The organism is Symbiobacterium ostreiconchae, assembly GCF_055396975.1.
On record NZ_AP042454.1, the window covers coordinates 347557 to 367047 of the forward strand.

22 protein-coding genes are annotated in these 19491 nt (G+C 69.4%); 5 read left to right on the forward strand and 17 right to left on the reverse strand.

Annotated features, from left to right (window positions below):
* Positions 1-57 precede the first annotated feature (57 nt).
* Positions 58-1350 carry a glutamate-1-semialdehyde 2,1-aminomutase gene (locus ACZ5UM_RS01630; protein WP_464846565.1) on the forward strand — a complete coding sequence of 431 codons (1293 nt, stop codon included), beginning with the start codon at positions 58-60 and terminating at the stop codon, positions 1348-1350.
* A gap of 74 nt (positions 1351-1424) precedes the next feature.
* Here ACZ5UM_RS01630 and ACZ5UM_RS01635 read toward each other — a convergent pair whose 3' ends face one another.
* The 7 genes from ACZ5UM_RS01635 to ACZ5UM_RS01665 form a co-directional block, all read right to left on the reverse strand.
* Positions 1425-2111 carry a Yip1 family protein gene (locus tag ACZ5UM_RS01635; protein ID WP_464846570.1) on the reverse strand — a complete coding sequence of 229 codons (687 nt, stop codon included), beginning with the start codon at positions 2109-2111 and terminating at the stop codon, positions 1425-1427.
* Positions 2112-2132: 21 nt separating this feature from the next.
* The gene (sppA, locus tag ACZ5UM_RS01640) at positions 2133-3059 is read right to left on the reverse strand and encodes a signal peptide peptidase SppA (protein WP_464846574.1); all 927 of its coding nucleotides are present in this window, start codon (positions 3057-3059) and stop codon (positions 2133-2135) included.
* A gap of 40 nt (positions 3060-3099) precedes the next feature.
* Positions 3100-4278 (reverse strand): bactofilin family protein, encoded by a 1179-nt coding sequence (locus tag ACZ5UM_RS01645; RefSeq protein ID WP_464846577.1) that lies wholly within the window; start codon positions 4276-4278, stop codon positions 3100-3102.
* 15 nt (positions 4279-4293) lie between these two features.
* Positions 4294-4836: a hypothetical protein gene (locus ACZ5UM_RS01650; RefSeq protein WP_464846578.1), complete on the reverse strand. Its 543-nt coding sequence runs from the start codon at positions 4834-4836 to the stop codon at positions 4294-4296.
* Positions 4833-5381, reverse strand: coding sequence for an RNA polymerase sigma factor (locus ACZ5UM_RS01655; RefSeq protein WP_464846580.1), 549 nt, complete (start codon positions 5379-5381; stop codon positions 4833-4835). The genes ACZ5UM_RS01650 and ACZ5UM_RS01655 overlap by 4 nt, the downstream gene beginning before the upstream one ends.
* A 121-nt stretch (positions 5382-5502) precedes the next feature.
* The gene (locus ACZ5UM_RS01660; protein WP_464846581.1) at positions 5503-5886 is read right to left on the reverse strand and encodes a MazG nucleotide pyrophosphohydrolase domain-containing protein; all 384 of its coding nucleotides are present in this window, start codon (positions 5884-5886) and stop codon (positions 5503-5505) included.
* 16 nt (positions 5887-5902) lie between these two features.
* Positions 5903-6748 (reverse strand): alpha/beta hydrolase, encoded by an 846-nt coding sequence (locus tag ACZ5UM_RS01665; RefSeq protein ID WP_464846582.1) that lies wholly within the window; start codon positions 6746-6748, stop codon positions 5903-5905.
* 127 nt (positions 6749-6875) lie between these two features.
* On the opposite strand from ACZ5UM_RS01665, the gene ACZ5UM_RS01670 reads away from it, so the two are divergent.
* Positions 6876-8087: an MFS transporter gene (locus ACZ5UM_RS01670; protein WP_464846583.1), complete on the forward strand. Its 1212-nt coding sequence runs from the start codon at positions 6876-6878 to the stop codon at positions 8085-8087.
* Between the two features lie 8 nt (positions 8088-8095).
* Here the strand turns inward: ACZ5UM_RS01670 and ACZ5UM_RS01675 are convergent, their stop codons facing one another.
* The 10 genes from ACZ5UM_RS01675 to ACZ5UM_RS01720 form a co-directional block, all read right to left on the reverse strand.
* Positions 8096-9022 carry a Gfo/Idh/MocA family protein gene (locus ACZ5UM_RS01675; protein ID WP_464846584.1) on the reverse strand — a complete coding sequence of 309 codons (927 nt, stop codon included), beginning with the start codon at positions 9020-9022 and terminating at the stop codon, positions 8096-8098.
* A gap of 60 nt (positions 9023-9082) precedes the next feature.
* Positions 9083-9664 carry a spore coat protein gene (locus ACZ5UM_RS01680; protein WP_464846586.1) on the reverse strand — a complete coding sequence of 194 codons (582 nt, stop codon included), beginning with the start codon at positions 9662-9664 and terminating at the stop codon, positions 9083-9085.
* A 12-nt stretch (positions 9665-9676) separates the two neighbouring features.
* A complete protein-coding gene (locus ACZ5UM_RS01685) occupies positions 9677-9946 on the reverse strand; it encodes a hypothetical protein (protein WP_464846587.1) in 270 nt (89 codons plus the stop codon).
* 98 nt (positions 9947-10044) lie between these two features.
* Positions 10045-10320: a hypothetical protein gene (locus ACZ5UM_RS01690; RefSeq protein ID WP_464846590.1), complete on the reverse strand. Its 276-nt coding sequence runs from the start codon at positions 10318-10320 to the stop codon at positions 10045-10047.
* 2 nt (positions 10321-10322) lie between these two features.
* The gene (locus ACZ5UM_RS01695; protein WP_464846595.1) at positions 10323-10679 is read right to left on the reverse strand and encodes a hypothetical protein; all 357 of its coding nucleotides are present in this window, start codon (positions 10677-10679) and stop codon (positions 10323-10325) included.
* Positions 10680-10765: 86 nt separating this feature from the next.
* Positions 10766-11671 carry an SPFH domain-containing protein gene (locus tag ACZ5UM_RS01700; RefSeq protein ID WP_464846598.1) on the reverse strand — a complete coding sequence of 302 codons (906 nt, stop codon included), beginning with the start codon at positions 11669-11671 and terminating at the stop codon, positions 10766-10768.
* A gap of 31 nt (positions 11672-11702) precedes the next feature.
* Positions 11703-12383 carry a Crp/Fnr family transcriptional regulator gene (locus ACZ5UM_RS01705; protein ID WP_464846600.1) on the reverse strand — a complete coding sequence of 227 codons (681 nt, stop codon included), beginning with the start codon at positions 12381-12383 and terminating at the stop codon, positions 11703-11705.
* 144 nt (positions 12384-12527) lie between these two features.
* A complete protein-coding gene (locus ACZ5UM_RS01710; protein ID WP_464846603.1) occupies positions 12528-13814 on the reverse strand; it encodes a Glu/Leu/Phe/Val family dehydrogenase in 1287 nt (428 codons plus the stop codon).
* Positions 13815-13976: 162 nt separating this feature from the next.
* Positions 13977-14183: a hypothetical protein gene (locus ACZ5UM_RS01715; protein ID WP_464846607.1), complete on the reverse strand. Its 207-nt coding sequence runs from the start codon at positions 14181-14183 to the stop codon at positions 13977-13979.
* A 7-nt stretch (positions 14184-14190) separates the two neighbouring features.
* Positions 14191-15045, reverse strand: coding sequence for a nucleotidyltransferase domain-containing protein (locus tag ACZ5UM_RS01720; RefSeq protein ID WP_464846612.1), 855 nt, complete (start codon positions 15043-15045; stop codon positions 14191-14193).
* A 650-nt stretch (positions 15046-15695) separates the two neighbouring features.
* On the opposite strand from ACZ5UM_RS01720, the gene ACZ5UM_RS01725 reads away from it, so the two are divergent.
* Genes ACZ5UM_RS01725 through ACZ5UM_RS01735 form a run of 3 tightly spaced genes read left to right on the forward strand, consistent with a single transcriptional unit; the run spans position 15696 to position 19485 of the window.
* Positions 15696-16208, forward strand: coding sequence for a PadR family transcriptional regulator (locus tag ACZ5UM_RS01725; protein ID WP_464848255.1), 513 nt, complete (start codon positions 15696-15698; stop codon positions 16206-16208).
* Entirely contained in the window at positions 16205-16906 is a 702-nt protein-coding gene (locus ACZ5UM_RS01730) for an ABC transporter ATP-binding protein (protein ID WP_464846616.1), read from the forward strand. Before ACZ5UM_RS01725 ends, ACZ5UM_RS01730 begins: the two co-directional genes overlap by 4 nt.
* Entirely contained in the window at positions 16906-19485 is a 2580-nt protein-coding gene (locus tag ACZ5UM_RS01735) for an ABC transporter permease (protein WP_464846620.1), read from the forward strand. The genes ACZ5UM_RS01730 and ACZ5UM_RS01735 overlap by 1 nt, the downstream gene beginning before the upstream one ends.
* The last annotated feature ends 6 nt before the right edge of the window (positions 19486-19491 follow it).

A 19491-nucleotide genomic window follows, 5' to 3' on the forward strand; every position in this document is an offset into this window, starting at 1 on the left:
CGGCGGGCCGCCCAGCGGCGCGCCGGCGGCGCAATCCACCACCCAGGAGGGTGCCCGATGACAGCACGGTATGAACAGTCCGCAGCCTATTACGAACGAGCCGTGGCCCGCATCGTCGGCGGCGTGAACTCGCCCGCCCGGTCCTTCAAGTCGGTGGGCGGCGGCCCGCCGGTCTTCATGACCCGCGGTCAGGGTCCCTACCTGTTCGACGTGGACGGCAACCGGTACATCGACTACATCGGCGCCTTCGGCGCGGGGATGTTCGGCCACGGCCACCCCGAGATCGTCGCCGCCATCGCCCGGGCGGCTGAGGGGGGCACGATCTACGGCACCCCCAACCCCTGGGAGGTGGAACTGGCCGAGCGCATCCACGGGGCGCTCCCGTCCATGGAGCGGATCCGCTTCGTCACCACGGGCACCGAGGCGGTCATGTCCGCCGTGCGGGTCGCCCGGGCCTTCACGGGGCGGCCGAAGATCATCAAGATGGAAGGCTGCTACCACGGCCACTCGGACTTCGCCCTCATCGCCGCGGGCTCGGGCCCGTCGCAGCTGGGCACGCCGGATTCCGCCGGGGTCACCGAGGGGGTCGCCCGGGACGTCATCACCGTACCGTACAACGACCTGGACAGCCTGGGCGAGGCGCTGGACGCCTGGGGCCCGGAGGTGGCCGCGGTGCTGCTGGAGCCCATCGTGGGCAACTTCGGCGTGGTCCAGCCCGGGCCGGGTTACCTGGAGGGGGTCAGGCGGCTCGCCCACCAGCACGGGGCGCTGCTGATCTTCGACGAGGTCATCACCGGATTCCGGGTGGCCTACGGCGGCGCCCAGACGGTGCTGGGGGTCGAACCGGACCTGACCACCCTGGGCAAGATCATCGGCGGGGGCCTGCCGCTGGCGGCCTACGGCGGGCGGGCGGAGATCATGGACTGGGTGGCGCCCCTGGGGCCCGCCTACCAGGCCGGCACCCTGGCCGGCAACCCGCTCTCCATGCAGGTCGCCCTGGCGGCGCTGGACGTCCTGGGCCGCCCCGGCGTCTACGAGCGGCTGGAGGCCGACGCCGCGTACCTGGCCGACGGGCTGGTGGCGTCCGCCCGGCGGCACGGATTCCCGGTGCAGCTGGGCCGCGCCGGTTCGATGTTCACCCTGTTCTTCTGCGATGCGCCCGTGGTCGACTACAAGACGGCCCAGCGGTCGGATCCCGGGCAGTTCGCCGCCATGTTCCGGGGGCTGCTGGACCGGGGCGTTGCGCTCGCCCCCAGCCGGTATGAGGCGTGGATGCTCACGGTGCAGCACACCCGGGCCGACCTGGAGGAAACGCTGCAGATCGCGGATGAGGTCTTTGCGCAGATGTAGCGGGAGAGGAGCCAGGGCAACCCCTGGCTCCTCCTGCGTTTTCCGCTGCGCGCCGGCATCCGCCCGAAGGCCCGTCAGGGCAGCGGCATCTGGCTGGCCGCACTGACGATGGCGATGAAGAACGCCAGGCCGGCCACCATCGCCAGGGCGATCCCGACGCCCACGGGGATCAGGTAGATCACGATCGCCCAGCCCGTCTCCGTGCGCAGAGCCGCCCGGATGGCCAGCACGGTGAGGATGAGCGTCCAGACCCAGAACACCAGCCCGACCAGGATGGCGGGCCAGGTGGCGCCCAGGCGGCTCAGCATGAGGTCAACCGGCGCCCGGAGCAGCATCGGAAGCGCCGCGAAGCCCAGCGTGGCCAGCAGCGCCCGGCCGTCGCGCTGTGCCCCCACCAGCTCGCCGATCAGCCCGTAGATGGCCGCCCGCGCAAACCACCAGAGCAGGCTGCCCAGGACCCCGAAAACGGCGCCGAAGACCGCCGCGGGCCCCATGAAGGCGTTCATCAGATCGAGAACCTCCGGGGGCAGATCAGACGGCAGCAGGCTCGGGTCCACCGCCCCGGCGCCCCGAGCGCCGGCGACGCCGAGGATGCCGGTGAAGGCCGCCAGCCCGGTCACCAGCACGGCGGCCGCCCCCACGGGCCGCTCGTCGGCGATCCTGGCCATCGCCCTGCCCGGCGCGACGAACACGTCCAGCATCAGCTCCCAGACTGAGGTGCGCCCGGTCTCCGGACGGGGGTCCGTCATATGCTCGGTCATCGGTTCAGCCCTCCACTTACACTAGCGTAGGATTGCAGGGTTCGGGTCCACGGCGTACAGGCCCGCCGCCGTCCCCCCGGAAACCGGCGGTGCGAACAGCCGGCCCAGCAGGGTGCCGAGAAGCCAGTCCGAACGGTTCATCTCCCGGACGGCGGGCTCCCCGGTGAGTCCGGCCAGCTCGCCGGCCACCTGCACCGCCCGCTTCAGGTCGCCCAGCTCATCCACCAGCCCCAGCTCCAGGGCCTTCCGTCCCGAAAAGACCCGCCCGTCGGCGATCTGCAGCACCTCCGCGCGGCTCAAGCCGCGCCCCTCGGCCACGACCTGGACGAACGCCTCGTACGTCTCATCCACCAGCTGCTGCATGAGCTCGCGCTCCGCGTCCGTCATCTCCCTCGCCGGGTTGCCGATGTCCTTGTAGGGACCGCTCTTGAAGGTGTCTGTCTTATAGCCGATCTTCTCATAGATCTCCGACAGGTTCTGAATTTGCATGATCACCCCGATGGAGCCGGTCAGCGTGTCCGGGCTGGCGATGATCCGGTCCGCCCCGGCCGAGATCCAGTACCCGCCCGAGGCGGCGCTCTCGCCCATCGAGACCACCACCGGCTTGCCGGCCGCCTGCACCCGCCTGATCGCCTCGGCGATCTCCCAGGAGGCGACCACGCTCCCGCCGGGGGAGTTGACCCGGAGGACGACGGCCTTCAGCGACGGATCCTCCGCCACCCGGTCGAGGTGCTTCACGATGTCGTCTGAACCCGCGGCGGCGCCGCTGAGGAAGCTGGTGCCGCTGCCACCCGACACGATCGACCCCTCGACCCGCACGAGGGCCACCTGCCCGCCGGAGGTCCCCGCCTGCCGCCCCCCGCGCGGGTTCGGCCCCTGCCAGAAGGCCACGACGAGCGACAGCACGGTGATGGCGACGATCACGCCAGCCGCAATCCAACGCTTCATGTTGTCCTTCACTCCTTACAACAGATGTGTACGCTCTCGCCTAGTCTTCTCGAGCCATGCGTCTGATCCACGGAGCCACCGTGAGGCTCAGCCCGCCGAGGGCCAGGCTGACCGAGAGGAACGAGCCCACGTACCGCACGTAGGGCAGGCGGGTCAGCAGGGTGAGGCAGACCAGCCCCAGCAGGAAGGCGCCGAAGCGCGGGACCTGCCCGTCGCCCCGCACCCGGGCCAGAATCGCGCGGCCGAGCCAGCCGGCGACGAAGACCTGGCCCAGGTAGACGGCCGCCGCGTACAGCGGCAGCACGACCATGAGGGCTGCGGGGATGCCGCCCACGGTGAGCATCAGCACGAGGGCCAGCAGCGGCACGCCTGCGAGGAGCCCGACGCCGGCGCCCAGCGTCGCCCAGAAGTGGCCGTTGAGCCGGCGGTGAAACGAGCTCAGGAGCCCCGGCGCCAGCCACGTGACCAGCAGTCCGACCGCCGCAAAGCCGGCCAGCCGCCCCAGCGCAAAGCCATCCATGCTCAGCCGGGGGCGCACCTCCGCCTGCGACGGCGTGAAGCGCACCTCGCCGACGCTCGCCCCGTCGTCGATGACCGGCGGCTCGGCGCCCGTGGCCACGACGTCCCCGCGCACCACGGCGCCCGGGAGCACCCGGGCCTTCTCGTAAGCATGGATGCTGAGGTCGCCGCCCACCTCGCCCGCGACCGTGAAGGTGGTGGCCGCGGCGAACAGGCTGCGGCGGACCGTGCCGCTCAGCTCCGCGTGGCCGCTCAGGGCGATCCACGTCGTCCCGATTTCCGCCCCCGGGCTCAGGACCGCCCGCTGACTCACCGTGAGGGCGCTGCGGCCGACCCGGCCCTCGATGACCACCGAGTCCAGGGACAGCACGCGCACGTCTCCCAGGACCTGACCCGAGATCCGCACACGCTCGCTGATGCCGATCACGTCGCCCTCCACCGTACCGGTGATCACCGCCTCGGGGCCCAGGAGGATGAGGTCGCCGGCCAGCGTGCCGTGCACCGCCACCCCCTGGTCCGAGGTGACGATCAGGTCATCCTCCAGCGTCTCGCCCGCCGGGATGATGACCGGTTCCGGGCCCGCGGCGACGGGAGGCCGGCCCGCCCCGGGCCGGCCGGCGGAGGCGGCCGCCCAGGCGCCCGACGCCGCGACGGCGAGCAAGGCCGCGGTCAGTACAACCAGGATTCTCCATCGGCGCATACCGTTCACCTGCCTTCAGTGATGAAAAGGAGACAGCCCGCGCCGGTGCTGCCGGAGGTTGAGGAGGATGATGACCACGCCGGCAGCCAGCAGGGGGAAGAGGACGTCGAGCTGCAGCTCCCGCGGCGACCAGAGCAGCGACTGCACCCACCGCAGGAGGCGGCTGGCGAGATGGGGCGCCCAGTGGCCCGCGCGCATCCACCCTGCCAGGGGCGCACCCTGCAGCCAGGGGAGAACCGCGCCCTGCAGCCCGGCCGCAGCCGCCAAGCCCAGGCCCACCAGCCCCGCCGCCAGCCCCCAGGCCCCTTGCCGGCCGCCGCTGACCTGGGCGGCCAGCCGACCCGGCAGGTCCGCGGCCAGCAGGACGTCTGCCTCCTCCCGCGTCAGCGCGAGGGCGGCCTCCAGCCGCAGGTCCTCCAGATCGAGCGCGCCCAGGCGGGCCTGGCACGCCGGGCACTCCTGCACATGGCTGCGGACCGCCTCGGCCTCCGCGACCTCCAGGAGCCCCATACGGAAGAGATCCAGCGTCAGGTCGTCCCAGCAGCCCCTGGCGTTCACGTGACCACCTCCTGTTCCACCAGACGTTTCCGGAGGAGTCGTTTGGCACGGTAAAGGTGTGTGCCGACCGTTCCCACCGGGATGTTCAGGACCTCGCTGATCTCCTGGTACGACAGTTGGTTGAAATAGTGCAGGGTAATCGTGGTCCGGTAGGGCTCGGGCAGCTCTGCCACCGCCTGCCGGACGGCGGCCCGGTCGTGGGCCGCGAGGACCTGGCCGGGCGGCGGGGGGGCAGGATCCGGCAAGTGAGCCAGCACCGCGTCCTCCACGGGGGCGGGATGCTGCCGCCGGGCCCGCAGATGGTCGCGGCAGAGGTTGGCGGCGATGCGCAGGAGCCAGGGCCGGAAGGGCTGGGTGACATCGAAACCCGCGAGCGACCGGTAGGCGCGGAGGAAGGCCTCACTGGTGAGGTCCAGCGCGTCTTCCCGCCTCCCCGTCATCCGCAGGCAGAAGCCGTAGACGCCTTCCTGGTGCAGCCGGACCAGCGCAGCAAAGGCTTCGGCATCGCCGCCCTGCGCCCGCCGGATCCACTCCTGCTCGGTCACCCCTTTCCCTCCTTCCCCTCTTATCTACCGGGGGTTCCGCGGTTTTCTTTCACCCCGCCGGACTTTTTTCTGTATACAAGCCGGCGGCCGCTCCCCTGCCACAGGCAGGGAGCGGCCGCGCCTATTCCTGATTCCCGTTCCCCGGAGGCGGCGCGGTCCACTGGCGCTGAACGTTCCGGGCCATCTTCGCCTTGTAGGCTGCCTCCAGGTCGATCCCCGCGTTGTTGGCGATCTTGAAGATGTAGGCCAGGCAGTCTGCCAGCTCGAAGCCCAGGTTCTCCCGGTACTCCGCCAGGGCGGCCTCCCAGGCGGCCGCCGTTCCCAGCTCGGGCTCCAGCAGACTCTGCCGCCAGAAGATGTTGCGCAGCTCGTTGGCCACCTCGCCCACCTCGCCGGTGAGCAGCACCATGTTCAGCTTCAGATCCGGGCCCCACCCCTTCTGCGCGTCCAGCCACCGGTGAAAGGCCTGGAAATCGGCAATCGTACGCATCGGGTTCGGGAACATGGCAGGCCGAACCCCCTCACTCCGCCTGCGGCGCCAGGCCGTGGGCGCGCAGCCAGGTCAGGATTTCGGCGAAGACCGCCTCGTGGCCCGGGTCGTTGAAGATCTCGTGGTACTTCTCGGGGTACAGCTTGAACTGCTTGTCCGGGTGCTCGATCCGGTCGAAGACCGCCCGGGTGGCGTCCGGATCCACCAGCTGGTCCGCGCCGGCTACCAGGAACAGGGCCGGGAGCCCGGCGGGGAAGGTGACGGTGGTGCGGCACGCCTCCGCCGCGCGGGTACACTCCACAAACCAGCGGGGCGTGGCCGTCTGGCCGCGCAGAGGATCCTGCCTGTCCAGGGCGATCCGCTCGGCATTCCGGGTGCAGATCTCCGGCGGAATGCCCGACTTCACCTGCATCCGCGGGGCGACGACGGCCAGAAGTGGCGCCAGCGCCTGCTCCAGCCGGCTCACCTTGGCCCGGCTCAGGAACCAGGGCGAAGAGAGCACGAGGGCCGGTATCGTCTCCGGATGCGCCGCCGCGTACCGGTAGGCGATGAGGCCGCCCATGGAGTGGCCGATCATCACCGGCCGGCCGTGGGCCTCCGTGACCAGCTGCACGAACTCCGCCAGATCCGCCAGATAGTCGTCGAACCGGTCCACATACATCCGCCTGCCCTCGGACCGCCCGTGCCCCCGGTGGTCCATGCCCCAGACGGCGAAGCCCCGGGCCGCGAACCAGGCCGCGACGTGCTCGTACCGTCCGACGTGCTCGCCGGCGCCGTGCACCAGCACCAGGCTGCCCTGAACCACCTCGGGCTCCCAGCAGCGCCAGTACAGCTTCAGCCCGCCGACCCCGGTCAGGGTGCCGCTTCTCTCCCTCATGGCGTCTCCTCCGTTCGGTCTGTATGTCAGCCCAATTCGTTAACCTGTCGCGCATTTCCTCTTGGCAGGGATTCTCTGACAGTGAAACGAATCCTTGAGACAATAGCGAACGGAGGCGAGCACGGCGATGACACAACTGAGATTGAACTGGAAGAATACCTTTATTATCGGACTCGGCTTCTTTGGTGTGGGTCTGGTCTGGCCGCTTTACAACGCATACATGCCCATTCTCTACTCCAAGTTCATCGAGTCCAAGACCGTCATCGGCTATTTGATGACCATCGACAACTGGCTCGCGCTCACCCTCACGCCGCTGGTCGGCTTCCTCAGCGACCGCACGCGCACCCGCTTCGGGCGCCGGATTCCGTACCTGCTGGTCTTCGCCCCGCTCTCCGCCCTCTTCCTCATGCTGATCCCCGTCGGGTGGGAGACCGGCCTCTGGGTCCTGCTGGGGGCGGCCATCCTGATGAACCTCTCCATGGCCTCGTGGCGGTCGCCCATCGTGGCGCTCATGCCCGACGTCACCCCGCCGCCCCTGCGCTCCAAGGCCAACGGCATCATCAACTTCATGGGCGGCCTGGCCTACATCGTGGCGATGTTCGGCGGGGCGATCCTCTACCGCATCTACCCCGGTCTGCCCTTCGTCGGCTCGGCCCTGCTTCTGCTGGTGATCACGGCGATCTTCTACTTCTTCATCCGGGAGCCGGAGCACAGCACCGAAAAAGCCGAGCGGTTCCAGTTCGCCCTCATCCGGGACCGCAGCGCCATCTTCATGCTCCTGGCCATCTTCTGCTGGTTCGTCGCCTACAACTCCCTGGAGACGTGGGTGACCACCTACGGCCGCGAGTTCCTGGGCATGCACGAGGCCGACGTCGCCGGCCTGCTCACGTTCTCCGGCGGCGCGTTCCTGCTCTTCGCCATCCCCTCGGGCTTCCTGGCCGACGGCGCGGGCCGCTTCAAGGGCCTGGGCCGCAAGCGGACCATCATCGGCGGCCTCCTCATGATGATCCTGGCCTTCTTCCTCCTGGATCTGCAGACCAACCTGAAATCCGCCTGGTACCTGTTCGCTTTCGTCGGCTTCGCCTGGTCCTGGGTGAACATCAACTCCTACCCGATGATCACCCAGATGGCCAGTCCCGGCCAGATCGGCGCGTACACCGGCATGTACTACCTCTTCTCCTCGCTGGCCAACATCGCCGGCCCGCCCCTGTTCGGCTGGGTCTTCGACCACTACGGCTACCGCTTCTTCTTCCCGCTGGGCATCCTGTTCATGGCCCTGGCCGCCCTCTGCATGCTCATGGTGACCAAGGGCGAGAAGGAATCTGCCGCGGCGGCCTAGCCCTCCACTTACGCTCCCGCGGACGTGAGGATCTCCTCCGCCAGCCGCTGCGTGGCCAGGGCCTCGGCCGCGGAAGTCTCGGGGGTCCGCCCCTCCCGCAGGCAGGCGAGGAAGTGCTCCAGCTCGGGCGCGATGCCCCGCTTCTCCAGGGTCGAGGTCCACGAGCCGAAGAGCGGCTCCACCCGCTCGCGGCCGTCCTCCCGCACGATGACCCGCTCCATCTCCTCCACGATCACCGTCAGCCCGCCCCCCTGCAGCTCGACCCGCTCGGTCACGGCACCGGCGCTGAAGCACTGGGCCAGCTGCACCAGGGTGCCGGACGCCGACTCCATCTGCGCGGCCACCAGCCCGGTGCGGGCGCAGACCGTGCGCAGCTGCAGGTCGCCGGCGAAGAAGCGGGCGAGGTCGATGATGTGGATCACGTCATCGGTCACGTAATGGCGGAGCGGCCATGTCGCGCCGCCGCCGGTGCGGTGCTTCTGGACCAGGATGTACTCGATCTTCTTCCCCGCCTCGGCAAACAGGGCCTTCGCCCTGCGGTAGGCGGGGGCGTAGCGGCGGTTGAAGCCGACCATCAGCAGCCGGCCCGTGCGGCCGGCTGCGTCCGCGATCGCCTCCGCCTCGGCCAGGGTGGAGGCCAGGGGCTTCTCCATGAACACGTCGATGCCGGCCGTGAGCAGCGCCACCGCCTGTTCCCTGTGCGCCGCCGTGGCGCTGAGCAGGTACGCCGCACGGGGCCGCACGGCCAGGACCTCCTCGAAGGTGCGGGCGCGGAGGCGCAGCCGGTACTGGGCGGCCAGTTCGTCCACCTTCCGCCCGGTGCGGCTGGCCAGGCCGATGATCTCCACCTCCGGGTGGCTGGTGAGCACCGGCAGATGGGCCTTGCGGGCGATGTTTCCCAGCCCGACCACGGCCAGGGTGATGGGTGCGCGCATGGAATCCCTCCTCAGAAAAGGCGGCGGAGCAAGCTCCGCCGCCGTTGTGCTGCCGTCTGTCTACTGACGGGCCTGCGTGCCGCTCGTCTGCCCGAACGACTGGCCCATGGTCTGTCCGCTGGTGTGGCCGAACGTCTGCCCCACGGTCTGGCTGCCGGTCTGGCCGTACGGCCGGCCCACCGTCTGCGTGCCCGCCTGGCCGTACGTCTGGCCTGCGGACTGGCCGCCCGTCTGCCCGGACGTCTCGGCGGCCATCCGGGCGACCTCAGGGCTCGGGGGGAACGGGAACTGGGTCTGGTACTGGGCGAACTGCTGGAACGCGTGCTGCACCGACTGGGCGCTGGCCACGGGCAGCTTGTACCAGCCCTTCTTGAACATGAGGTTGTAGACCTGCCGCTGCAGCCGGAAGCAGTCGTCGCAGTTCTGTTTGATGACATCAAAAAGCGCCTGGTGGCTCGCCTCGATCATGGCCATGTGGTAACCGGAGGTCACGTACTTCTCCTGAGCCAGGAGATCCTGCATGCGGTCGCGGTCGTTCATCGACGCATCCTTCACCTTCGGCAGGCCGGTCTGCTCCTGGTGCGCCATGATCAGGTGGCCGCCCTGCATGCTGAACTGGGGCTGAACGCCCTTCTGCTGCATGGCTCCCCCTCCTCACATGACGGTGGTCGGGCTGCCGGCGCCCGACACGGTGATCTGCGTGGCCTGGTTCACGTGCTCCTGGAGATGCGTGAGCAGCCGCTCCAGGTTGCGCTGATGCTGCTCGGCGATCTGCATCATCGCCTGCCGGCACTCCGCGTCCTGGGTCTCGTTGGCGTAGTGATACGCTTTCTTGGCCGCCAACAGCTCCCAGGACATCATGTCCTTCATGTACGCCAGGTCTTTCTCGGTGAGCGGGGTCATTCTGCCCGTCTGGTACTGCATGCTCGCCAAACCTCCTCTCGACAGGGCACGCCCATAGGGTGCCCGTGTGCCGGGAGGCACATGCCGCGGCGGAAAAACCCCGCTCTGCCGATCATTGCCTAGGCGCCCAGGTAATGTCCGGCCAGCCAGCCGATCGCCAGGAGGATGAGGATGGCGAGCAGTTCCACGCCGGCGCGCTCGCCCAGTTCCAGCCGGTCCCGGCTGCGGTCGCGGCCGCGCAGAATCGCCAGGGTCGGCCCGATGGTCAGCACACTGAGCATGTAAGTCACCGTGATGGGCCACCTGAGCAGCAGCGCGGCGACAACGCCGATCGCCACCGAACTCAGGAAACTCCAGCCGACGATGGCCAGGGTTTCGTGCAGAATCCGGTTCATGATCAGGCCTCCAGGTCAACCCCGAGTCGTCTGAGGGCAGCCTCGCCTGCCTCGGTCAGGTCCAGCCCGTCCGGCGTGCGCGCCAGCCAGCCCGACTCCAGCAGGTGGCGGCGCAGCAGATAGCCCAGGTGGGCGCCGAGGTGGCCGCCGCACATGGCCACGGGCTTCCGGCGGCCCGCCGTCAGCGGGGAGAGGTCCAGGCCGAGCTCGGCGAACCCGGCCCAGCCCACCGGCGTGATGCCCGGGTCTGGCTCGCCGGTCACCCAGCCCAGCTCGATCAGGCGGCGGGCGAGCCGCTCGCCCAGCCGTCCGCCCAGATGATCATAGCACGGAGTCGCAATCGCGGGGTGCTCGTTCAACGCAGGCTCACCTCGAGCCTAGTGTGGCCCGCCCGGCCGCCGGCACCCCGCCCGGACGTTCCCGGCGGGCAGCCCCGGAGCCGGCCCTAACGGGTCAGCGGCAGCGTGGGCTGGGCGGCGCGGTCGCTGGTGAGCACCACGAGCAGATTGGCGACGAGATCGGCCTTGCGCTCCGGCGTCAGCTCCACCTTCTGGTGCTGGTCCAGCATGTCGAGGGCCATCTCCACCATGGAGACCGCGCCCTCCACGATCTTCTGCCGGGCGGCGATGATGGCCGACGCCTGCTGCCGCTGCAGCATCGCACCGGCGATTTCGGGGCTGTAGGCGAGGTGGGAGATGCGCGCCTCGATCACCGCGATGCCGGCCATCTCCAGCCGCTCCTGCAGCTCTTTCTGCAGCGCCTGTGCAACCTCCTCCGCCGAGCCCCGGAGTGAGGACTCGCCCTCGTTCAGGCCGTCGTCATACGGGTACTGGCTGGCCAGGTGGCGGATGGCTGTCTCGGACTGCACCTCGACGAAGGCATTGTAGTCCTCCACACTGAACAGCGCCCGGGCGGTGTCGACCACGCGCCAGACCACCACCGCGGCGATCTCGATGGGGTTGCCGTTGGCGTCGTTGACCTTCAGCTGCGGGGACGTGAAGTTGCGGACCCGCAGACTGATCGGCTTCTTGGCGGCCAGCGGGTTGACGAAGTACCACCCGTCCGACTTGACCGAACCCATGTACCGTCCGAAGAGGACCAGGACCCGCGCCTGGTTCGGCTGCACGATGAACAGGCCGTTGGCCGTCACGATCGCGAGGACAAACAGTACGGAACCGCCCACCAGGAGAAACGGCGACGGATCCTCCCACACGCTGGTGGGCAGGCCCGACACGAAGACCCAGACAGAGAGGCCCAGGAGCAACAGCACGGTCACCAGACCGATCCAGCCCGGGAGCGCCCGTACGCTGCGCTCGGGAATGGCTGCGACCGGTTCATGCCTCGCTTCCATTCCAGTTCCCCCTTCCTTCGCAACTTCGCCCTTATCCATCCGCCACCCGGCGCAGGCGCTCCAGATCGGGGAGCCGCACCGTGCGGCTGCCCCGCTGCTCCACCAGCCCCTGCTGCACCAGGGCCTTCAGGCGGCGGCTCAGGCTCTCCGGCGTCGTGCCCAGCTGCACGGCCAGCTCCGCCCAGGGCACGGGCAGCCGCAGTTCGACACCGTCCTGCGCCTCCGGCCCCGCCAGCCGCAAGAGTTCGGCGGCGAGCCGCTGGCCCACGTCCCGCAGGCCCAGGTCGCCGATGAGCCGCTCGGCTTCGGCCAGCCGCCAGGCCAGGGCTTCCACGACGGCGAGGGCCACCTCGGGGTACTTCCGCAGAATCGCCTGCACGCCCTCCCGGGCGATCATGCAGACCTGCGTCTCCTCCATGGCGATCAGGTCGCCTTCGTGGCGGGCCTCGGTAAACAGGGCCATCTCGCCGAGAAACTCGCCCGGCCCGAGCTGCCGCACCACCTGCTCCCGGCCCCGTGCGGTGGTGTGCACAAGCTTCAGGCGGCCGCTGGCCACCACGATCAGATGGCGGACCGGGTCGCCGGCCGCGACCACCATCTCTCCCCGGCCGAACGCCCTGTGGTGCATGGCCTTGCCCAGTTCCTCCATGCCTGCCGCCGACAGGGCCTGAAAAATCGGGACGCCTCTGGCACAGGACGGGATGTCCGGCACGCGCGTTCACCTCCTCCGGGTGATTCCGCCCATACACTCATTCTCCGCCCGATGCGCTGAATCCCGTCACGGCCGCAGAAAAAAGAGAGCTGCCGCGGCAGCAGGCGCCGCCGCAAGCAGCCCCCTCTTCTCCGAACCGCCCGGCTACCCGGCCGCTGCCCGGCGTACGGGCCGGGCCGGGGCCTGCAGCAGGCCGCGCATCCGCAGCCCCTCGGCGATGCGGTGGATGGCGTACATATAGGCCGCGGTGCGGGTATAGGCGCCGTACCGCCCGGCCATGTCCAGCACCTGGTGGAAAGAGGCCACCATGCGCTGCTCGAGCCGGGCGTTGACCTCCTCCTCCGTCCAGTAGAACTGGTTCCGGTTCTGCACCCACTCGAAGTAGGAGACGGTCACGCCGCCCGCGTTGGCCAGGATGTCGGGTATGACGAAGACCTTTCGCTGCGCCAGCACGTGGTCGCCATCGGGTGTCGTCGGGCCGTTGGCCGCCTCGGCGATCACCCGCGCCCGCACCGACCGGGCCACCTCGGCGTCGATCTGGTTCTCCAGGGCGGCAGGCACCAGGATGTCGCAGTCGGCCGTGAGCACGCCGTACTGGTCCGTCGGCCGGCTCCCCGGGAAGCCCACCACGCTGCCGGTCGCCTGCTTGTAGGCGATGAGGTCGGCGGTGCGGGCGCCGCCGGGGCAGAGGATGCCGCCGCGGCTGTCGCTGACCGCCACCAGTACGGCGCCCTGCTCCTCCAGGAGCCGCGCGGCGTGCTGCCCCGCGTTGCCGAAGCCCTGGACCGCCACACGGGCGCCGGCCAGCGGCAGCCCGAGGACCTTCAGCGCCTCGCGGATGGCGATGACCGTGCCCCGGCCGGTGGCCTCGGTGCGGCCCAGCGACCCGCCCAGGGCGAGCGGCTTGCCGGTGAACACCGCCGGACAGCTGCCGCCCACGATGGTCTCATACTCGTCCGTCATCCAGGCCATGATCTGCGCGTTGGTGTTGACGTCCGGAGCCGGAATGTCCCTGTCCGGCCCGAGGAAGGGCCAGATCGCCCGGACGTAGCCGCGGGAGAGCCGCTCCAGTTCCCCGGTGCTCAGCTTGCGCGGATCCACGACGACGCCGCCCTTGCCGCCGCCGTAGGGCAGGCCGACCACCGATGTCTTGAAGGTCATCCACATGGAGAGGGCCTTCACCTCATCGGCCGTCACCTGCGGGTGGAACCGGATGCCTCCCTTCGCGGGCCCGAGGGTTGTGAGGTGCTGGCTGCGGTACCCGGTGAAGACGCGGACCGTGCCGTCGTCCATGCGCACCGGGATCTGCACCTCGACGAAATGGGCCGGCGCCTTGAGGAGCTCGTACAGCTCCTCGCTCTCACCCAACGCCGCCACCGCATTCCGAACCTGCTGCTGGGCAATCAAAAACGGATTCTGCGCGCCGCCCATCTCTTCTCCCCCCATTCGTGACCTTGCTCACTTTACGCCTTTAGGCTGTTAGTATAATGGTGCACCCCGGGCCGTGCCAAGAAAAAAAACGGAATCAAACCGATACGGACGATCAATAAGGAGAACAAGGCCAGCCCCCATAGCGGGAGGCCGGCCTTTTCGTCACGATCGGATCACTCTCGACCTCAGAAGCGTCCAGATCCCGGCCGCCAGGATGAGCAGGCCGGAGATGCAGAACCAGGCTGCCACGCCCACCGCCTCGGCAGCGGGACCGGCGACGAAGAGCCCGACCGGGGTCACCAGCGACATGACCGCGGTCATCAGGGCAAAGACCCGGCCCAGCGACTCGGACGGCGCCGACGACTGCACCAGCGACTCAGCGGATCTCGGTCTGCACCGCCCCGAACCCCTGCGCCAGGGCCTGAATCTCCCCATGCAGGGCGTCCAGGCGTGCATAGGCCTCCGCCGCCTCGCCGTCGGCCAGCAGCCGGTACGCCTCCCGCACCCGGTCCTCCATCTCGTCGGGCCGGCGCGACAGCTCCCGTACCCGGGCCAGGGCGCCCTTCTCGTTCATCAGGTAGCGGCCGTTGAGGGCGAACAGCACCTGTACCCAGGCGCAGACCGTCCGGAAGAGCGACCCTTCGGCGTAGTGGAAGTCGCCCTTGTGGGCCGCCCTGCGGGCGCACGCCAGGGAGAACCAGGCCTCCCAGAGGAACCGGCTGACGGTGGCCTCCCGCATGCGGGGCGGGTACGGACCTTCAGAGTAGAGCAGGGCCTTCAGCCGGTCCAGCGGCGCGGCCGCCGACTGCCAGAGCGGGCGGCAGTAGTGGGTCTCGGCGGCGTAGATGGTGTTGACGAAGCCGAAGGGATGGCCCGACTGAAAGTCGATCGTCACCTTTCCGGCCAGGCAGTCGCGAATCGTCTGCTCCACCTTCCCGATCTCCCGGAGCAGGATGTCGACCGGCACGCCGCCCACCGTAAGCCAGGCCCCGCCGTTGATCCAGGGACCCCAGGCCCCCGGCGGGTGGAGCAGCCCGGTGCGGTGGTCATCGTCCAGGGCGGTGAGGGCCTGCTCGAGCGCGGTAAGGTCGAGATCTGCTTCGTCGTAATAGATGCCGAAGTCGTAATCGGAGTGAGGGCCCGCCTCGCCACGGCTGTGGGAGCCGCCGAGCGCGATGGCCTGAACGCCCCTCACGGCAGAAAGGGCTTCGGTAACTCTGGCCTGCGGCATGGGAGTGATCGGCTCCTTCCTCGTGTACGCTGTGTCTCTTCGGCGCCGCATCCCGTGTGACCTGCCGATCCTGCAGTCACGGGGTGCGTACCTGCAGTCCTGGCAGCCGCTGTGATGTTGTGCTGGAGACCGAAGCCGCCGGCAAGGGTTCGCGGCTGAATAATGGGCCCCCGCTCCAGCGCGGAGCGGGGGTTTCGGTGTCAATCCTCAGACCGCCCGAAGAGAAAGTAGGCGATGATCGCAATCGGCCCCAGAGCCAGCACCGCGAGGGCCCAGAGACAGCCGATGTTCTTCCCGTGCCTTCGCGTGGCATCGTCCCAAATCCACAGGAAAATCAGGTATGGAGGCGATCCAAAGCGCCACCACGATGAGCCCGCCCAATCCGTCACCCCCCGGTGGGCCCGAGAGCCCAGCCCAGGCCACCCATGAACACACCTGACTACGATAATGGAATAGCACAACTTAATCTGTCAAGGTTAGCTAGTCCAAAAATAGAGACACACACCGGGGGCATTCGTGCCATTCTTCAATGGAATCGTTGACCTGCCACGCCCCCGTTTACCCCGTATATACTCGTATACTATACTCGTATTGCGGGGCGATGAAAGGGGGGAACCAGCCTGGCGGTCAAACACGGCATCCTCGGCATCCTGGCCGAGCAGCCCTGCCACGGCTACGAACTGAAGACCCGGTTCGAGAGCCTGACGGGCGGACTCTGGGAGCTGAACGTGGGGCAGATCTACTCAACCCTGGACCGCATGCTGAAAGACGGCCTGGTGGAGCTGGCCGGGGCGGAAGGGGCCGATGAAGAGCGCAAGACGTACCGGATCACGGAAGCCGGGCTGGCCGAACTCGAGCGCTGGCTGGCACGCCCGCCCCTGAAGGCCCGCCCCATGCGCAACGAGATCTACGTCCGGCTCGGCCTGCTGGTGGAGAAGGACCTGCGCCGGGCCCTGGACCTCCTGGAGTCGCAGCGCCGGGTCTACCACCTGCAGATGGCGGAACTGACCCGGGCCAAGATCCAGCTGGCAAAGGAGCGGGGCCCGGAGCGCCTCCGGCAGGAGATGATGCTGGACGCGGCGCTGCTCCACGTGGAGGCGGAGCTCAAGTGGCTGGACAACTGTGAGGCCCGTCTGCGGGCGAGGGGAGGCATGGAAGCGTGACGAGAGAGATGATCCGTCTGGACCAGGTTGTCAAGGAGTTCCGGCGGGGCGGCGCCACCGTCCGGGCGGTGGACGGGGTGAGCCTCAGCGTTGCCCAGGGCGAGTTCGTGGCCGTCATGGGCAAGTCGGGTTCCGGCAAATCGACCCTGCTCCACCTCATGAGCGGGCTCCAGCAGCCCTCCTCCGGGAAGGTACACCTTCTGGGCCGCGACCTCTCCCGACTTTCGGATGACGAGCTGACCCTGCTCCGCCGGGAGCAGGTGGGCTTTGTCTTTCAGTTCTTCAACCTGCTGCCGACCCTGACCGCGCTGGAGAACGTGGCCCTGCCGCTTCTGCTGGCCAGGGTGAAGCGCAGCGCGGCCGAGGCGCGGGCCCGGGAGGCCCTGGCGACTGTCGGTCTCAGCGACCGGGAAGGCCACAAGCCCGAGGAGCTGTCAGGCGGCCAGATGCAGCGGGTGGCCCTCGCCCGGGCGCTGGTCACCGACCCGCCCCTCCTCTTCGCGGACGAACCTACCGGCAACCTGGACTCCCATTCGGGCGAGGAGGTGCTGCTCCTCCTGAAGCAGATGCAGGCGGAGCGGGGCCAGACCATCGTCATGGTGACCCACGACCCCAAGGCTGCGGCCTACGGGGACCGGCTCATCCGGATGCAGGACGGCCGGGTGATCGACGACCAGGTGACAGGGGAGGGAGCCTGATGCGCACCCCACTCGGCTCTGTGTCCCAGCCCCTCCAGATGGCCCGCCACTACCTGTGGGGCCGGAAGGGCCGCGCCTTCATGACCCTCGCGGGCATCGCGCTGGGCGTGACCATGGTGGTGGCCGTCCTCCTCCTCAACAAGGCGATCCTGGGCAGCTACGAGAACCTGCTCACCGCCGCGGCCGGGCGGGCCGACCTGCAGGTGTCGGCCACCACCGGCTTCGGCTTCGACGAGCGGCTGCTGGCCGCGGTCCGGGAGACCGCCGGCGTCGGCGCGGCGGCCCCGGTCATCTCCTCCGCCGCGCCGGTCTTCGCCGGCGATCGGCAGGCGGGGGCCACCTTCTACGGCATCGATGTGGAGCTGGACCAGAAGGTGCGGGACTACCGGCTCACCGCCGGGCGGCTGCCGGCCGCGGACGGCGAGGCCGCCGTCACCACGGACCTGGCCGAGGGCCTGGGCCTCGCCGAGGGCGACAGCTTCCGCCTCCTGACGACGCAAGGGTTGAAGGAATTCCGGGTGGTGGGCGTATTCGACGCGCGGGGCACGGTGCGCGGCGCGCTGGGCCCCTTCGGCGTGCTCACGCTGGAGGCGGCGCAGGAGGCGTTCGGCAAGGCGGGGAGGCTCGACGACATCGACGTGATCGCGGCCCCGGGCGAATCGTTGGCCGCCCTGCGCGAGCGGCTGGCGGACGCCCTGGACCCCCAGGTGCGGGTGACCACCCCTGCGGAGCGCTCCCGCGACATGGAGAAGCTGCTGGACGCCGTCGTCTTCCTGCTCACCGTGGCCGGCTCGGTCTCGCTCTTCGCGGGCACCTTCATCATCTACACCAACGTCTCGATGAGCGTGGCCGAGCGGCGGCGCGAGCTTTCGATCCTGCGGGCCCTGGGCATGAGGCGGGGCGAGGTCATGGCCGTCGTGCTGACCGAGGCGGGTCTCCTCGGCTGCCTGGGCGCGCTCGCGGGCCTCGCCAACGGCTTCGGCATGGCCTGGGTGATGGCAGAGCAGATGACCGATCAGTTCCTGAACGCCTACGGCGTGCAGCGGGCCGCCGTCACCATGGACCCCGCCGCCCTGGCCGCGGCGCTGGCGGTCGGGATCGGGGCTGCCCTGGTTGCGGCGTTCGGCCCCGCGCGGGAGACGGTGATGGTCAGCCCCATGGAGGCGATGCGCCCGACGGAGAGTCCCGGAATTGACCGCGCCCGGCTCGACTGGCGCCGCGGGGCCGCCGGGCTGGCGCTCATGCTGGCAGGAAGCCTGACCATCTGGCTCACCTGGCCGCAGAACGAGATGGTCTCGCCGCCGGTGCTCCGCCTCTGGGGACTGATGCTGGCGGTGCTGCTGCTCGGGGCTGTGCTCCTGTTGCCGCTCCTGCTGAACCTGCTCACCCGGGCGGTGCTTCGGCCCCTGCTCACGGGCGTGCTGGGGGTGACGGGCCGCCTGGCCGCCGACAATCTGATTCGCATGCCCCGGCGCACCGCGGCCACCGTCAGCGCGCTGATGGTCGCCCTCACCTACATGGTCGCCATGGGCGGCGTGGAGGCCAGCCAGATGGCCGCCTTCAACCGGTGGTTCGAGAAGAACATCGGGTGGGATATGAACGTCTCCAGTTCCTACTCGGGCATCGGCGCACTGGTGGAGATGGACGACGGCTTCGTGCAGCAGCTGGCGGAGGTGGAAGGCGTCCGGCTGGTCAGCCCCCAGAAGATGCTGCGGGTGATCCTCAGCGACGGCGAGCAGGCCTTCATGCAGGTCTTCGACCATCGCCTGCTGCGCCAGTACTCCGAGACGCCGCTGGAGGAAGGCAGCTGGCCCGAGGCCGCGGACCTCATGGAGCAGGGAGGCCACGTGATCATCTCCCCGGCCGTCGCCGCGCGCCTCGGGCTGGGCCTGGGCGACACGCTGGAGCTGCCCTCTCCCGGCGGCACGCTCACGCTCACGGTCGCCGGCATCATGACCGACATCACCCCGTACGGCGGCACGCTCAACATCGACCGGCGGGACTACCTGCGCTACTGGAACGACGCGACCAGTTCCAACGTGGCGGTGCTGGTGGAGCCGGGCCACTCGCCGGAGGCAGTCAGGCAGCGCATCCTGGACCGGTGGGGCGACACGATGCCGCTCGCCATCAGGCTGAACCACGAGTTCTGGCAGGAGCTGAAGGTCTCATACGACAGCTTCTACGGGCTGAACGAGGCGCTGACCTGGATCGCCGTCCTGGTCTCGGGCCTGGCCATCGCCAACACGCTTTTCGCCGCGATTCTGGAGCGCAAGCGGGAGATCGGCGTGCTGCGGGCCGTGGGCACCCGTCGCGGCGAGGTGCTGCAGGTGGTGCTGGGCGAGGCCCTGAGCATCGGCCTGGTGGGCGGCCTGATCGGCTCTGTGGCCGGGCTCACGCTCCAGCGGGTGATGGTGGCGGCCAGCCAGTATATCAACGGCGCCGCCACCGAGTGGGTGGTGGACTGGGGCTCGCTGGCCATGGCCGCCGCGGTGGCCCTGCTGCTGGCGCCGCTGGCCGGGCTGCTGCCGGCCCGCTGGGCCGCACGGCTGGATGTGGTGGATGCGCTGCGGTACGAGTGACTTGCG

What these genes read in the sequence shown, in the direction of transcription:
- ACZ5UM_RS01630 (WP_464846565.1), top strand. Translation starts at nt 58, where the DNA reads ATGACAGCACGGTATGAACAGTCCGCAGCCTATTACGAACGAGCCGTG.
- ACZ5UM_RS01635 (WP_464846570.1), bottom strand. Translation starts at nt 2,111, where the DNA reads ATGACCGAGCATATGACGGACCCCCGTCCGGAGACCGGGCGCACCTCA.
- sppA (WP_464846574.1), bottom strand. Translation starts at nt 3,059, where the DNA reads ATGAAGCGTTGGATTGCGGCTGGCGTGATCGTCGCCATCACCGTGCTG.
- ACZ5UM_RS01645 (WP_464846577.1), bottom strand. Translation starts at nt 4,278, where the DNA reads ATGCGCCGATGGAGAATCCTGGTTGTACTGACCGCGGCCTTGCTCGCC.
- ACZ5UM_RS01660 (WP_464846581.1), bottom strand. Translation starts at nt 5,886, where the DNA reads ATGTTCCCGAACCCGATGCGTACGATTGCCGATTTCCAGGCCTTTCAC.
- ACZ5UM_RS01665 (WP_464846582.1), bottom strand. Translation starts at nt 6,748, where the DNA reads ATGAGGGAGAGAAGCGGCACCCTGACCGGGGTCGGCGGGCTGAAGCTG.
- ACZ5UM_RS01670 (WP_464846583.1), top strand. Translation starts at nt 6,876, where the DNA reads ATGACACAACTGAGATTGAACTGGAAGAATACCTTTATTATCGGACTC.
- ACZ5UM_RS01675 (WP_464846584.1), bottom strand. Translation starts at nt 9,022, where the DNA reads ATGCGCGCACCCATCACCCTGGCCGTGGTCGGGCTGGGAAACATCGCC.
- ACZ5UM_RS01680 (WP_464846586.1), bottom strand. Translation starts at nt 9,664, where the DNA reads ATGCAGCAGAAGGGCGTTCAGCCCCAGTTCAGCATGCAGGGCGGCCAC.
- ACZ5UM_RS01685 (WP_464846587.1), bottom strand. Translation starts at nt 9,946, where the DNA reads ATGCAGTACCAGACGGGCAGAATGACCCCGCTCACCGAGAAAGACCTG.
- ACZ5UM_RS01690 (WP_464846590.1), bottom strand. Translation starts at nt 10,320, where the DNA reads ATGAACCGGATTCTGCACGAAACCCTGGCCATCGTCGGCTGGAGTTTC.
- ACZ5UM_RS01700 (WP_464846598.1), bottom strand. Translation starts at nt 11,671, where the DNA reads ATGGAAGCGAGGCATGAACCGGTCGCAGCCATTCCCGAGCGCAGCGTA.
- ACZ5UM_RS01710 (WP_464846603.1), bottom strand. Translation starts at nt 13,814, where the DNA reads ATGGGCGGCGCGCAGAATCCGTTTTTGATTGCCCAGCAGCAGGTTCGG.
- ACZ5UM_RS01720 (WP_464846612.1), bottom strand. Translation starts at nt 15,045, where the DNA reads ATGCCGCAGGCCAGAGTTACCGAAGCCCTTTCTGCCGTGAGGGGCGTT.
- ACZ5UM_RS01735 (WP_464846620.1), top strand. Translation starts at nt 16,906, where the DNA reads ATGCGCACCCCACTCGGCTCTGTGTCCCAGCCCCTCCAGATGGCCCGC.